The following is a 13,723-nucleotide window of genomic DNA, read 5'->3' as shown; positions in this document are numbered from 1 at the left end:
CCGGCCCGTGGGCTCAGCGCAGTTTCATCTGCCGGTTGACGTCCTTGTAGAGCAGGTACCGGAAGCGGCCCGGGCCGCCGGCGTAGCACGCCTGCGGGCAGAAGGCCCGCAGCCACATGAAGTCGCCGGCCTCCACCTCCACCCAGTCCTGGTTGAGCCGGTAGACGGCCTTGCCCTCCAGGACGTAGAGGCCGTGCTCCATCACGTGCGTCTCGGCGAACGGGATCACCGCTCCGGGCTCGAAGGTCACGATCGTCACGTGCATGTCGTACCGGACGTCGTCGGGGTCCACGAAGCGGGTGGTCGCCCACTTGCCGTCGGTGCCCGGCATGGGGGTGGGCTCGACCGCCTGGTCGGAGGTGACGAACGGCTCGGGGACCTCGACGCCCTGGACGTACTCGTAGGCCTTGCGGATCCAGTGGAAGCGGGCGGGCTCGGCGCCGGTGCCGCGCACGGTCCACTCGCACTCCGGCGGGAGGAACGCGTAGCCGCCCGGGGTCAGCTCGTGCTCCTCGCCCTCCACGGTCAGGGTGAGGGTGCCCTCCATGAGGAACAGGACGCCCTCGACGCCGGACTCGGTCTCGGGGCGGTCGCTGCCGCCGCCGGGGGCGACCTCCACGATGTACTGCGAGAAGGTCTCCGCGAACCCGGACAGGGGCCGGGCGAGGACCCAGACCCGGGTGTCGTCCCAGAAGGGGAGCCGGCTGGTCACGATGTCCCGCATGGTCCCGCGCGGGATCACCGCGTAGGCCTCCGTGAACATCGCCCGGTCGGTGAGCAGCTGGGTCTGGTCCGGGTGCCCGCCGTGCGGGGCGTGGTAGGTGCGCTCGGTCATGTCAGTTGCCTCCTGGGGTGGGGGTGGCCGCAGCCGGCCGGGGGTGGGCGAGGGCGGCCAGTTCGTGGTGGTCCAGCCCCGCGGCCGAGGCCAGCTCCTCCGCGCCGATCGCCCCGCACAGCAGGCCGCGGTGGACGAACCGGGCGAGGGCCCGGGCGGTCGCGGGCTCGTCGGCGACGTCCGCGGCCTCGATGCCGGGCACCGAGCGGCTGCGGTACACCTGCAGCCGGTGCGCGGACGCGTCGAACGAGCGCCGGTAGAACGCGTAGTTCGTCAGGAAGCGGGTCGGCAGCTGGTGGGCGTGCAGGTCCCAGCCCTGGTAGAGGGCCCGCTCCAGGGAGCGGCGGACCAGGCGCGCGTGCAGCGCCCAGGCCTCGCGCCGCTGGGCGGGATCGCCCACGGGCAGCCGGTTGGTGGACCCGTCCGAGAGTCGCACCCCGGTGCCGGCCACGGCGACCTGCATGACCTGCTTCGCGTGGTCGGCCACCGGGTGCTCCATGGACTGGAACTCCGCGGCCACGCCGAGGGAGGCGGAGTAGTCGTAGGTGCCGTAGTGCAGGGCCGTGACCCGGCCCTCGGCGACGCGCAGCATCGCCGGGATGGGGCACGTGCCGTCGAGCCCCAGGATCATCGGGGCCGTCTCCATCTGGATCTCGAAGCGCAGCCGGCCGTGGGCCAGGCCCAGGGCGCTCTCCAGGGCGCGGCAGGCCTCGGTCATCACCTCGACCTGCTCCACCGTGGAGACCTTCGGCAGGGTCAGCACCAGGCCGGCCGGCAGCCCGTCCGCCGCCGCTCCGGCCTCCGCCAGCCCGCCCTCGCGCACGAGGGTGGTCACGAACAGGTCCAGGGAGCGCAGCCCGCGCGCGCGGGTCCCGGCCTCCAGGCACTTGAAGCGGATCCCGGCGAACGCCGGCTGCGGCGAGTCCCCGCGGTGCCGGGCGAGCGCCATCGCCGCCACGGTGCGGGCGGCGCCGACGACCGCACCGTCCTCCTCGGCGTCGGGCCGCTCGCCGTAGCCGTCCTCGAGGTCCAGGCGCAGGTCCTCGACCGGCTCCTCCCGCAGCTTGCGCTCGGTGCGGGTCACGACCTCCTCGCGCAGGTGCTCCTCCACGCCGGCCAGCTCGGCCAGGGCGGTGAGCCCGCCGGCCTCCGCGGCCGCGGCGAGCGCGGCCTCGCCCCACTCGCGGGCCGTGGCCGGGGTGACGAGGTCCGCGGGGACGTAGCAGGTGTGCAGCGGCTGCCGCGACCCGTCGTCGCCCGGGAAGCACTGCTCGAGGGCCGCGTCGGTGCCCTCGAGCAGCTGGTCGGCGCGGCGGGCGAAGGAGGCGGGCAGGCTCGTGCGCGTGCCGCTCACCGGCCCTCGATGAGGTCGTAGGCCGGCAGGGTCAGGAAGTCGACGTACTCCTCGCCCAGGACGAGGTCGGCGATGAGCCGGGCGGCGGGCTCGAAGTGGCGCTCGAAGAGCTCCGGGGCGACCTCCCCGCGCAGCACCTCCTTCTGCTGCTCGAGCACCTCGGCGACCAGCTCGCGGGTCGCGGTGCTGCCGGTGTCCTCGTAGACCACGCCGTTGCGGATCTGCTGCCAGACCTGGGAGCGGGAGATCTCGGCGGTCGCGGCGTCCTCCATGAGGTTGTGGATGGCCACCGCCCCGTTGCCGGACAGCCACACGGCGGTGTACCGGATCGCCACGTAGAGGTTGGCGGCCAGCTCCTGCTGCGTGCTGGTGCGGCCGGCGCTGGGGACGTCGAGCAGCTGCTCGGGGCTGACCTGCACCTCCTCGCGGAGCCGGTCGACCTGGTTGGGCCGCTCGCCCAGGACGTCGTCGAAGACCTCCTGGCAGGTCGGCACGAGGTCGGGGTGGGCCACCCACGACCCGTCGAAGCCGTCCTGGGCCTCCCGGGTCTTGTCGGCGCGCACCTTGGCGAAGGCGGCCTCCGTGGCCTCCGGGTCGCGCCGGTTCGGGATGACCGCGGCCATCCCGCCCATCGCGAAGGCTCCGCGGCGGTGGCAGGTCTTCACGAGCAGCTCGGTGTAGGCGCGCATCAGCGGCGCGGTCATGGTGATCGTGGACCGGTCGGCGAGCACGAAGCGCTCGCCGGCGTCCCGGAAGTACTTGATGATGCTGAACAGGTAGTCCCAGCGCCCCGCGTTGAGCCCGGAGGCGTGCTCGCGCAGCTCCCAGAGGATCTCCTCCATCTGGAACGCCGCCGGGATCGTCTCGATGAGCACGGTCGCCCGGACGGTGCCGTGGTCGATGCCGAGGTACTCCTCGGCGAAGGTGAACACGTCGTTCCACAGCCGCGCCTCGAGGTGGGACTCCATCTTGGGCAGGTAGTAGTACGGGCCGTGGCCGTTGGCCAGCAGCAGCTCGGCGGTGTGGAAGAAGTGCAGCCCGAAGTCCACGAGCGAGCCCGAGGCCGGCTGCCCGTCCACGGTGACGTTGTGCTCGGGCAGGTGCCACCCGCGGGGGCGGGTGACGACCACGGCCAGCGGGGCGTCCTGGCGCAGCGCGTACTGCTTGCCCTCCGGGGAGGTGAAGGACAGGGTGCCGCGGGCGGCGTCGCGCAGGTTGAGGACGCCGTCCACCTGGTTGTACCAGGTGGGGCTGGAGGCGTCCTCCAGGTCGGCCAGCCAGACCTTCGCCCCGGAGTTCAGGGCGTTGATCGCCATCTTGGCCGGCGAGGCCGGTCCGGTCATCTCCACCCGCCGGTCCTGCAGGGCCGGCGGCGCCGGGGCCACCGTCCACTCGCTCTCGCGGATCTCCCGGGTCTGCGGGAGGAAGTCCAGGGTGCCGCTCCCGGCCGCGGCGCGGCGGTGCTGCTCGCGCGCCCCGAGCAGCTCGGCGCGGCGGGGGCCGAAGCGGCGGTGCAGCTCGGCGACGAACTGGAGGGCGTCCTCGGTGAGGATCTCGCCGGCGCGCTCGAGGCCCTCCGGCAGGGTGTGCTCGACGGTGTTCGTGGTGGTCATGGGAGTGCCTCCTGGTGCGGGTGGGTCGGCGTGCGGGCGGGGGGCGGGTCAGGCGTGCGCGGGCTCGGTGACCGGCTCGGCGACGGCGCCGACGGTCTCGGCGCTCGCGCGCACGGACGCGGCCACGGCCGGGGCGACCGCGGGGTCGAAGACGCTGGGGACGATATAGCTGGCGTTGAGCTCGTCGTCGCCCACGCAGTCGGCGATGGCGCGGGCGGCGGCCACCAGCATCTCGGTGGTGATGTCCGTGGCCCCGGCGTCGAGCAGACCGCGGAACAGCCCCGGGAAGGCCAGCACGTTGTTGATCTGGTTCGGGAAGTCCGAGCGGCCGGTGGCCACGACCTCGGCGTGCTCCGCGGCCGCCCCCGGATCGACCTCGGGATCGGGGTTCGCCATGGCGAAGACGACGGCGCGGTCGTTCATCGCGGCGATGTCGGCCCCGTCGAGGAGGTTCGGCGCCGAGACGCCGATGAAGACGTCCGCGCCGGCCATCGCCTCCTTGAGGCTGCCGGAGAAGCCCTGCTCGTTGGTGTGCTGGGCGATCCACTGCCGGTGCTGGTCCTGGTAGTCCTCGCCGCGGTGGATGGCGCCGTTGCGGGAGCAGGCGACGATGTCGCCGGCGCCGTTGGCGGTCAGCAGTTGGATGATGGCGTGGCCGGCCGCGCCCACCCCGGAGACGACGATCCGGACGTCCTCGATGCGCTTGTCGACCACCTTCAGGGCGTTGTACAGCGCGGCGAGGGCGACGATGGCGGTGCCGTGCTGGTCGTCGTGGAAGACGGGGATGTCGAGCTCCTCGCGCAGCCGCGCCTCGATCTCGAAGCAGCGGGGGGCGGCGATGTCCTCGAGGTTGACCCCGCCGTAGACGGGCGCCATCGCCTTGACGATCCGCACGATCCCGTCGGTGTCCTTCGTGTCGAGGCAGACCGGCCACGCGTCGACGTCGCCGAAGGCCTTGAAGAGGGCGGCCTTGCCCTCCATCACGGGCAGGGCCGCGGCCGGGCCGATGTCGCCCAGGCCGAGGACCGCGGTGCCGTCCGTGACCACGGCCACGGTGTTGCGCTTGATCGTCAGGCGCCGGGCGTCGGCCGGGTTCTCCGCGATCGCCGTGCACACCCGGGCGACCCCGGGGGTGTAGGCGCGGGAGAGGTCGTCGCGGTTGCGCAGCGAGACGCGGGGGGTCACCTCGATCTTGCCGCCGAGGTGGATGAGGAACGTGCGGTCGCTGATCTTGCGGACCTGCACGCCCTCGATCGCCTCGAGGGCGTCCCGCACCTCGTCCCGGTGGGACGCGTCGGAGACGTTGCAGCTCACGTCGACCACCACGTGGCCGGCGTGGGACTCGACGATGTCCAGGGCGGTCACCGCGGCGCCCGCGGTGGCCGCCGCCGCGGCGAGCTCGCTGGTGACCGTCAGGCCGGCGGGCGCCTGCACGCGCAGGATCATCGAATATCCGGGACTGGGCGTTGCCATGGTTCCTCCGTGGAAGCTCGGGATGAAGATTTCAGCCGCATTGCGGAATGAAAATTCCGTATTATGGATATTATGGGACACTGGCATTGATGGCAAGACTCGTCCGTGACTCGTGTCACGGTACGCCGCCCGGCGCGAGCGGGCGCGGCGGCGAGCTGTCCCACGACCGACGGAGGGCCACGGAACCATGACCACACGACCAGCAGCGGGCGGCGTCCAATCGGTGGAGCGGGTGTTCGAGCTCCTCGAGGTGATCACCGCCGCGGGCGGCGAGATGTCGCTGAGCGAGCTCTCCGCCGCCGTGAAGCTGCCGCTGCCCACGATCCACCGGCTGCTGCGCACCCTGGTGCCCTCCGGCTACGTCCGCCAGCTGCCCAACCGCAACTACGCGCTCGGGCCGCGGCTGATCCTGCTGGGGGAGGCCGCCGGGCGCCAGTTCGGCTCCGCGGCCCGGGGCCGGCTCGACGAGCTGGTGCGCGAGCTCGGCGAGTCGGCGAACATGGCCGTGCTCGACGGCCAGGAGGTCGTCTACATCGCCCAGGCGCAGTCCCAGCGCTCGATGCGGATGTTCACCGAGGTGGGCCGTCGCGCGGACACCCACGACACCGGGGTGGGCAAGGCCATGCTGGCGACGCTGCCCGACGACCGGGTCCGGGCCATCGTCACCGCCACCGGCATGGCGACGCCCACGCCCAAGAGCCTCGGCACCCTCGAGGAGCTCTTCGCCGACCTCGAGCGGATCCGGGAGCGCGGCTACGCGATCGACGACGAGGAGCAGGAGCTCGGCGTGCGCTGCTACGCGATGGCGGTCCCCGGCGCGCCGACCCCCACGGCGATCTCCGTCTCCGGGCCCGTGAGCCGGGTGGACGAGGACTTCGGCCACCGCGCCGTGCCCGTCCTGCGCCGGGCGGCCGAGGCGATCGCCGCGGAGCTCATGCCCGTGACGGCCTGAGCCCCGGCGGGCCCGGTCGTGCCGTGCGGATCAGGCCTCCCCGCCGACGTTGCCGGTGGTGCCGGCGGTGACGTCGTCGAGCCGGTACCGCTCGAACGCCCGGAGCGGGGCGCCGGCGTCCACCTCGCCCCGGTCCGCCAGCATCTGCAGGGCCCGGACCACGATCGAGTGGGCGTCGATCCGGAAGTGCCGCCGCGCCGCCGCACGCGTGTCGGAGAAGCCGAAGTCGTCGGCGCCGAGGGTGGCGAAGTCGTGCGGGACGAACTGGCGGATCGAGTCCGGCAGGTCGGAGACGAAGTCCGTGGCGGCGACCACCGGCCCCTCCGCCCCGGCCAGCTGCCGGGCCACGAAGGGGACCCGGCGCGGCGCGTCCGGACGGAGCAGGCGCTCCTTCTCGGCGGCCAGGCCGTCGCGGCGCAGCTCCACCCAGGACGTCACCGACCACACGTCCGCGGCCACGCCCCAGTCCTGCGCCAGGAGGCGCTGGGCCTCCCGTGCCCAGGGCACGGAGACCCCCGAGCCCAGCAGCTGGACCCGCGGGCCGTCCGCCGCGGCGCGGGAGACCCGGTGGATGCCCCGGAGGATGCCCTCCACGTCCACGTCCTCCGGCTCGGCCGGCTGCGGGTAGGGCTCGTTGTAGACCGTCAGGTAGTACATGACGTCCCGGTCCGTCGAGTCCGGCCCGTACATCTGCTCCAGCCCGTGCCGGACGATGTGGGCGATCTCGTAGCCGTAGGCCGGGTCGTAGCTGCGCACGGCCGGGTTCGTGCCGGCGAGCACGGGGGAGTGGCCGTCGGCGTGCTGGAGCCCCTCGCCGGTGAGCGTGGTCCGCCCGGCGGTCGCGCCGATGACGAACCCGCGGGCCATCTGGTCGGCGGCGGCCCAGAAGGAGTCCCCCGTGCGCTGGAAGCCGAACATCGAGTAGAAGACGTACACCGGCACCATGGGCTCGCCGTGCGTGGCGTAGGAGGTGCCGGCCGCCGTGAAGGCGGCGACGGCGCCGGCCTCGTTGATGCCCGGGTGGAGCAGGACGCCCTGCGGGGACTCCTTGTAGGCGAGCATGAGCTCGCGGTCCACGGAGAGGTAGTTCTGCCCGTTGGGGTTGTAGATCTTCGCCGTGGGGAAGAACGAGTCCATCCCGAAGGTGCGGGCCTCGTCCGGGATGATCGGCACGATCCGGTGGCCGAACTCCTTGTTGCGCAGCAGGTCCCGCAGGATCCGCACGAAGGCCATGGTGGTGGCGGCCATCTGCTTGCCCGAGCCCTTCGCCGCCGACCGGTAGGCGGCGGCGTCGGGCAGCGCCACGGGGGTGTGCCGGGCCCGGCGCGCGGGCAGGCCTCCGCCGAGGGCCGCCCGCCGCTCCAGGAGGTACTCGATCTCCGGGGCGTCGGGGCCCGGGTGGTAGTAGGGGGCGTTGTAGAGGTCGTCCTCGATCTGCGCGTCGGAGACCGGGATGCGCAGGTGGTCGCGGAAGGCCCTGAGGTCCTCCAGGGTCAGCTTCTTCATCTGGTGGGTGGCGTTGCGGGCCTCGAAGGAGGCTCCCAGCCCGTAGCCCTTGACGGTCATCGCGAGGACCACCGTCGGCCTGCCGCGGAACTCGGTGGCCGCCCGGTAGGCGGCGTAGACCTTCCGGTAGTCGTGGCCGCCGCGCTTCAGGTCCCAGATCTCGTCGTCGCTCATGTGCGCCACGAGCTCCTTGGTGGCGGTGGAGCGGCCGAAGAAGTGCTCCCGGACGAACCCGCCGGACTCCGCCTTGAAGGTCTGGTAGTCCCCATCGAGGGTCTCGTTCATGATCCGCACCAGCTCGCCGTCGGTGTCGGAGGCCAGGAGGGGGTCCCACTCCCGGCCCCAGAGGACCTTGACGACGTTCCAGCCGGCGCCGCGGAAGAAGGCCTCCAGCTCCTGGACGATCTTGCCGTTGCCGCGCACCGGCCCGTCCAGGCGCTGCAGGTTGCAGTTGACCACGAAGGTGAGGTTGTCCAGCTTCTCGTTGGCGGCCAGCTGCAGCAGGCCGCGCGATTCCGGCTCGTCCATCTCGCCGTCCCCCAGGAACGCCCAGACGCGCTGGTCGGAGGTGTCCCTGATGCCCCGGTGGTGCAGGTAGCGGTTGAACTGGGCCTGGTAGATCGCGTTCATGGGACCGATGCCCATGGACACGGTGGGGAACTGCCAGAAGTCCGGCATCGACCGCGGGTGCGGATAGGACGGGATGCCGTTGCCGCCGCGGGACTTCTCCTGCCGGAACCCGTCCAGCTGCTCCGCGGTGAGCCGGCCCTCCAGGAACGCCCGGGCGTACATCCCCGGGGAGGCGTGGCCCTGGAAGAAGACCTGGTCGCCGCCGCCGGGGTGCCCGGGGCCGCGGAAGAAGTGGTTGAAGCCGACCTCGTAGAGGGTCGCCGCACCGGCGTAGGTGGAGATGTGCCCGCCCACCCCGATCTCGGGGCGCTGGGCGCGGTGCACCATGACGGCGGCGTTCCAGCGCAGCCAGCGGCGGTAGGTCCGCTCGATCTCCTCGTCGCCGGGGAAGTCCGGCTCCTGGTCCACGGGGATCGAGTTGACGTAGTCGGTGGTGACCGCGGGGGCGGCCCCGCCGTGGGGCCCGGGCGGGGGCGCCGGGGACTGCAGGAGGTACTGCGTCCGCTCCCGCACCTGCTTCTCGATGAGGTCCTCGAACGACCTCGCCCACTGCACGGTGCGCCCCGGGGCGCCGTGCCGGGCATCGGGAATGGGTCGCGCGTGGGGATCGACCATGGGATCAGGGTTCACGTCAGCTCTTTCTCGGGCGTCTCGGGTCTGGTCCGGCGTGCCGTCCGGGGTGTCGCCACGGGTGGGGCGGAGGGCCGGCCGCCGGACGACCTGCGGCGCCGGGGGTCCCGGCGCCGCAGGAGGTGGTGGGTCGGAGCCGCGGCGTCAGTGCGCGGACGGTCGGCCCGGGTCGGCCGTGGAACGGCAGATCCGGGTGTCGACGATCTCGCCGGCGGCGGTGATCACGGGGACCTCGTTGCCGTCGCAGTCCACGAGCTTGCCGTCCCGGACGGTGTCGCCCTCCTGGAGGTGGTCCTGCAGGTGCTCGAGGCTCTCGTAGCGGACGGCGCGCACCGGGGCCTTGGCGAAGACCGAGCCGGTGCCCCGCGGCGGATTGCCGGTGCGGATCTCGTTGAAGAGGATGTTCAGCAGGATCGCCATCACGGCCGCCGAGCTGATCCCGGAGTGGAAGATCGTCTCGAACCAGGCGGGGAAGTTCGCGTAGATCTCGGGCACCGCGATGGGCAGCATGCCGAACCCGATGGAGGTGGCCACGATGATCAGGTTGGCGCCGTTGCCGAAGTCCACCTTCGCCAGGGTGCGGATGCCGGAGGCGGCCACGCTGCCGAAGAGCACGATGCCGGCCCCGCCGAGCACGGGCGGCGGGACCGCCGCGACGACCCGGCCGAGGACGGGCAGCAGGCCGAGGGTCACGAGGATGAAGCCGCCGGCCGTGACCACGAAGCGGCTCTTCACGCCGGTGATGGCCACGAGCCCCACGTTCTGGGCGAAGGCGCTCTGGGTGAAGCCGTTGAACAGCGGCGCCAGGGCCGAGGACGCCATGTCCGCGCGCAGGCCGTCGGCGATGCGCTTCTTGCCGACCTTCGTGTCCACGATCTCGCCGACCGCGATGATGTCGGCGGTGGTCTCGGTGAGGGTCACGAGGATGACGATGAACATCGAGAGGATGGCGGCCACCTCGAACACCGGGGGACCGAAGGCCAGCGGCTGCGGCACCGCGAAGATGTCGCCGCTGAGCACCTGGCCGAAGTCCGCCATGCCCAGCGCCGCGGCCGCGGCCGTGCCGAGCACCAGGCCGATGAGGATGGACAGCCGGGAGACGGCGGCGCTGCCCACCTTGGAGAGCAGCATGATGATCAGCAGGGTCAGGCCGGCCAGCGCGAGGTTGCCGACCGAGCCGTACTCGGGGGCCTGCGCGTTGCCGCCCATGGCCCAGCGGGCGGCCACCGGGAACAGGGTGAGGCCGATGGAGGTGATCACCACGCCGGTGACGACCGGCGGGAAGAAGCGGATGATGCTCACGAAGAACGGCGTGATCAGGAAGCCGACGACGGAGGCGGCGATGACGGCGCCGAAGACCGCCTGGATCCCGCCCCCGCCCTGGACGATCGCCGTCATGGTGGCCACGCCGGCGAAGGACGTGCCCTGCACGAGCGGCAGCTGCGAGCCGAAGAAGCGGATGCCCCAGGACTGCAGGACCGTGGCGAGGCCGCCCACGAACAGCGAGGCCGCGATGAGCAGACCCTGCTCCTGGGGCGTCAGGCCGGCGACGCCGCCGATGATGAGGGGCGGCGCGATGATGCCGCCGTACATGGTGAGCACGTGCTGCAGCCCGTACCCGAGGCTCCGGCCCACGCCGAGGTGCTCGTCCTCCGGGCGGGTGCGGGTGGTGGTGGGTGGCTCAGCGGTGCGTGACCTGGCCATGGTGTTCTCCTAGGGATCCTGGTGGCGGAAGAGACCCGGTGCCGGCGTCGGCGCGGGACCGGGGCGGAGCGAGGAGGACCGCGGTGCGCGGTGGGCGCCGCAGGGGCGCCGGGCGTGCGGGCAGCGGGTGCGCCGCCCGCACGAGGGGGTGCGGGGCCCGTCGTCGTGCGCGGACGACGACGGGCCCCGTGCCCGGCGCCGCCGACGGCGGCGCCGGGCACGGGCGGGCTCAGCAGAAGCCGGCGATGCCCATCCAGGCGGCCTCGTGCTCCGCGGCGCCCTTGCGCTGGATCGTGGCCTCGATGAGCCCGTAGGGGCGATCGGCCGCCCAGTGGGTCTCCTTGTCGTTCTCGAGGCCGCAGAAGCCGAGGTCGTACACGAAGTGGTGCTTGTTCGGGCAGGAGAACTTGATCTCGTCGATCTCCGGGTGGGCCTCGATGACGGCCTTGCCCATCAGGTAGAGGGTTTCCTGGAGGGCCTTCGAGTAGTGGTCGGTGAACTTGGTGAGGATGATCCGCTTGACGTCCTCGTAGACGGCGTCGAAGTCCACCTCCGCGGTGTTGTAGCGCCACCGGGTCGCGATGTCGGTGGACATGATCCGGTCCTCGGTCTCGGGCAGGACCGTGTACTTGTCCTTCGGGTAGCCGGTGAAGCCGGACTGGGTGGACTTCAGGACGGTCAGGTCCTTGAACCCGGAGATCACCGTCCGCTCCTCGCCCTCGGCGACGACCACCGCGGTGCGCACCTCGTCCTTGCGCTGCACGAAGCAGTGGTCGTGGTCGTCGATCCGGTTCCACGCGTGCTCCTGGGCGGCCCAGCGCCCGCCGGTGATCCACTCGAACTCGCCGGTGAAGTGGTCGGCGAGCCGGAGCAGGAACTGCTCGGGGGAGTCGATGCCGTACTGCTGGGCGAAGGCGAACACGGTCTGCTTCTGGGTGTCCGTGGGCACGCAGTGGGCGTTGTCCCCGACGGTGTGCACCTCCTCGAGGTCGCCGCGCAGCTGCGAGGTGACCACGAGGTCGCGGATCTCGTGGCGGTCGGTGTCGCGGTTGATGCGCACCACGTGGTTCTCGGCCTTGCCGTACTGGTTCCTGCCCAGGACGACGGTGTCCGTGGCCTTCTCGGTGACGACGTCGGTCATGACGTTTCTCCTAGCGGTCTGGTGTCAGCTGATCGGGGCGGTCGAAGACGGGCGGGCCCGCCAACTCCTGGGTCAACTGCCCCGGTAGGTGGAAAAGGCGAACGGGCTCAGCAGCAGCGGCACGTGGTAGTGCCGCTCGTGCGCCTGCACCGTGAAGTTCACCGTCACGAACGGGTAGAACGTCGGCTGGTTCCTGCCGGCGAAGTACTGCCCGGTGGCGAAGGTGATCCGGTAGTCGCCGGATTCCAGGGTCTCTGGGCCCAGTTCGGGCACGCGGCCGTCGTCGTCGGTGACGGCGGTCGCGACGGAGGTGCCGTCGGCGGCCTCGAGGGCCACGGCCACACCCCGGGCGGGGGTGCCGGTGACGGAGTCGAGGACGTGGGCGGTGACGTAGCTCATGGGGTGACGAGTCCTTCGAGTCGGAGGAGGGCGATCTCGCGCAGCTGGTCGGCGACCACGGTGCGCTCGGTCGCGGCGTCGTGCTGCAGGCGCTCGGAGAGCTGCTGGAGGATCTCCTCGGGGCTGCGGCCGGCGGCGCGGATGAGGAAGACCTGGCCGAACTTCTCCTCGTAGGCGCGGTTGCCCTCCCGCAGCCGCTGCTGGAGCCCGGTGTCGGAGGGGTCCACCGCGGACTGCTCCGCCCGGGACAGGCCGGCCTCCGCGGTCTCGCCCTGGGGGCGCTCGCCGATCCGGGGGTGGTGGGACAGCGCCCGGTCGAGCTCCTCCTCGCGGAACGGGCTCGCCGCGTCACGCGCCCTGCCGAGCAGGGCGTCGTGGTGCCAGTAGGGGCGGGCGTCCGCCACGGCCTCCAGCCAGCGCGGGATGTCGAGCGCCGGGCGGATCGCCTCGAGCGCTTCCGGCCGGGGGAGGGAGTTGAACTCGGTGAGATGCATCTGCTGCGCCGTCAGCCCTTCCTTGATTCCGTAATGTGGAATAACTATTTCATTAGTTCCAGTGAACTGGATCACACGGTGTAAGTCAATGCTTCCACTCCCGTGTTACCAAGTTCTTGCAAGAACATGACCGAGGTGAAACCTTCGTTTCATCGCGGCGCGGCGACGCCGGATTGGGACGGGAAGGAGCGCGCAGTGGACGTGCAGGACGCAGTGGGTGACGGGGCGGGACCGGGCGCGGCCGCCAGGGTGCTGGTGGTGACCGGGGCCGGCTCGGGGATCGGCCGGGCGGTGGCGCGCAGCTTCCTGGCCGCCGGATGGGCGGTCGCGCTCACCGGGCGGCGCCGGGAGCCCTTGGAGGAGACCGCCGACGGCGCGCCCGGGGCCTGGGTCGTGCCGATGGACGTGACCGACGCGCAGAGCGTGTCCGGGGCCTTCCGGGAGATCTCCCGCCTCGCGGGACGGATCGACGTGCTGTTCAACAACGCGGGGACCTTCGGGCCGCGCGGGGAGGTGGACGAGATCGATCCCCTCGAGTGGCAGCGCACCCTGCAGGTGAACCTCACCGGGACCTATCTGTGCGCGGCCGAGGCCTTCCGCATCATGAAGCGGCAGCGTCCCGGCGGCGGACGGATCATCAACAACGGCTCCGTCTCGGCCCACGCCCCCCGGCCGCTGTCGGCGGCCTACACCGCGAGCAAGCACGCCGTCACCGGTCTCACCCGGTCCCTGGACCTGGACGGGCGTCCGTACGGGATCACCTGCGGGCAGATCGACATCGGCAACGCGGCCACGGAGCTGCTCGCGGGCCTGGGCACGGACGGCGGCGCCCTGCAGGCCGACGGCTCGCTGCGCCCGGAGCCCAGCTTCCCCGTGGGGGAGGTGGGGCGTGCGGTGCTCATGATGGCCGAGCTCCCCGCCGCCGCCACGGTGAACTCGCTCGTGCTCACCGCCTCCGGGATGCCGTTCGCCGGCCGCGGGTGAGCGGGGGG

Annotated in this window: 11 protein-coding genes; 2 read left to right on the top strand and 9 right to left on the bottom strand. The window is 72.1% G+C overall.

Annotated features, from left to right (window positions below):
• Positions 1–13: 13 nt before the first annotated feature.
• The 4 genes from ACWCOM_RS11075 to ACWCOM_RS11060 are packed head-to-tail and all read right to left on the bottom strand — an operon-like array spanning position 14 to position 5,275.
• Positions 14–835: a bifunctional allantoicase/(S)-ureidoglycine aminohydrolase gene (locus tag ACWCOM_RS11075; protein ID WP_454548800.1), complete on the bottom strand. Its 822-nt coding sequence runs from the start codon at positions 833–835 to the stop codon at positions 14–16.
• A 1-nt stretch (position 836) separates the two neighbouring features.
• Positions 837–2,189, bottom strand: a complete 1,353-nt coding sequence (locus ACWCOM_RS11070) for a DUF6986 family protein (RefSeq protein WP_454548799.1) — start codon at positions 2,187–2,189, stop codon at positions 837–839.
• Positions 2,186–3,802: a malate synthase A gene (aceB, locus tag ACWCOM_RS11065; RefSeq protein WP_454548798.1), complete on the bottom strand. Its 1,617-nt coding sequence runs from the start codon at positions 3,800–3,802 to the stop codon at positions 2,186–2,188. The genes ACWCOM_RS11070 and aceB overlap by 4 nt, the downstream gene beginning before the upstream one ends.
• A gap of 48 nt (positions 3,803–3,850) precedes the next feature.
• The gene (locus ACWCOM_RS11060) at positions 3,851–5,275 is read right to left on the bottom strand and encodes a malic enzyme-like NAD(P)-binding protein (RefSeq protein ID WP_454548797.1); all 1,425 of its coding nucleotides are present in this window, start codon (positions 5,273–5,275) and stop codon (positions 3,851–3,853) included.
• Between the two features lie 187 nt (positions 5,276–5,462).
• Here ACWCOM_RS11060 and ACWCOM_RS11055 point away from each other — a divergent pair, with 187 nt between their 5' ends.
• Positions 5,463–6,227, top strand: a complete 765-nt coding sequence (locus tag ACWCOM_RS11055) for an IclR family transcriptional regulator (RefSeq protein ID WP_454548796.1) — start codon at positions 5,463–5,465, stop codon at positions 6,225–6,227.
• 30 nt (positions 6,228–6,257) lie between these two features.
• Here the strand turns inward: ACWCOM_RS11055 and aceE are convergent, their stop codons facing one another.
• The 5 genes from aceE to uraD form a co-directional block, all read right to left on the bottom strand.
• Entirely contained in the window at positions 6,258–8,978 is a 2,721-nt protein-coding gene (gene aceE / locus ACWCOM_RS11050; RefSeq protein ID WP_454548822.1) for a pyruvate dehydrogenase (acetyl-transferring), homodimeric type, read from the bottom strand.
• Positions 8,979–9,137: 159 nt separating this feature from the next.
• A complete protein-coding gene (locus tag ACWCOM_RS11045) occupies positions 9,138–10,697 on the bottom strand; it encodes a nucleobase:cation symporter-2 family protein (RefSeq protein ID WP_454548795.1) in 1,560 nt (519 codons plus the stop codon).
• 229 nt (positions 10,698–10,926) lie between these two features.
• Complete coding sequence (gene pucL / locus ACWCOM_RS11040; protein ID WP_454548794.1) at positions 10,927–11,838, bottom strand: factor-independent urate hydroxylase; 912 nt, start codon at positions 11,836–11,838, stop codon at positions 10,927–10,929.
• A gap of 72 nt (positions 11,839–11,910) precedes the next feature.
• Complete coding sequence (uraH, locus tag ACWCOM_RS11035) at positions 11,911–12,237, bottom strand: hydroxyisourate hydrolase (RefSeq protein WP_454548793.1); 327 nt, start codon at positions 12,235–12,237, stop codon at positions 11,911–11,913.
• Complete coding sequence (gene uraD, locus ACWCOM_RS11030; protein ID WP_454548821.1) at positions 12,234–12,731, bottom strand: 2-oxo-4-hydroxy-4-carboxy-5-ureidoimidazoline decarboxylase; 498 nt, start codon at positions 12,729–12,731, stop codon at positions 12,234–12,236. Before uraD ends, uraH begins: the two co-directional genes overlap by 4 nt.
• A gap of 195 nt (positions 12,732–12,926) precedes the next feature.
• On the opposite strand from uraD, the gene ACWCOM_RS11025 reads away from it, so the two are divergent.
• Positions 12,927–13,715, top strand: coding sequence for an SDR family oxidoreductase (locus ACWCOM_RS11025; RefSeq protein WP_454548792.1), 789 nt, complete (start codon positions 12,927–12,929; stop codon positions 13,713–13,715).
• The last annotated feature ends 8 nt before the right edge of the window (positions 13,716–13,723 follow it).

It is taken from the genome of Kocuria sp. KH4 (genome assembly GCF_053711175.1).
This window is presented reverse-complemented; position numbering and strand designations above follow the sequence as displayed.

Coding starts and splice junctions, on each gene's coding strand:
- aceB (WP_454548798.1), bottom strand. CDS start 3,802: ATGACCACCACGAACACCGTCGAGCACACCCTGCCGGAGGGCCTCGAG.
- ACWCOM_RS11075 (WP_454548800.1), bottom strand. CDS start 835: ATGACCGAGCGCACCTACCACGCCCCGCACGGCGGGCACCCGGACCAG.
- aceE (WP_454548822.1), bottom strand. CDS start 8,978: ATGGTCGATCCCCACGCGCGACCCATTCCCGATGCCCGGCACGGCGCC.
- uraD (WP_454548821.1), bottom strand. CDS start 12,731: ATGCATCTCACCGAGTTCAACTCCCTCCCCCGGCCGGAAGCGCTCGAG.
- pucL (WP_454548794.1), bottom strand. CDS start 11,838: ATGACCGACGTCGTCACCGAGAAGGCCACGGACACCGTCGTCCTGGGC.
- ACWCOM_RS11055 (WP_454548796.1), top strand. CDS start 5,463: ATGACCACACGACCAGCAGCGGGCGGCGTCCAATCGGTGGAGCGGGTG.
- ACWCOM_RS11060 (WP_454548797.1), bottom strand. CDS start 5,275: ATGGCAACGCCCAGTCCCGGATATTCGATGATCCTGCGCGTGCAGGCG.
- ACWCOM_RS11045 (WP_454548795.1), bottom strand. CDS start 10,697: ATGGCCAGGTCACGCACCGCTGAGCCACCCACCACCACCCGCACCCGC.
- uraH (WP_454548793.1), bottom strand. CDS start 12,237: ATGAGCTACGTCACCGCCCACGTCCTCGACTCCGTCACCGGCACCCCC.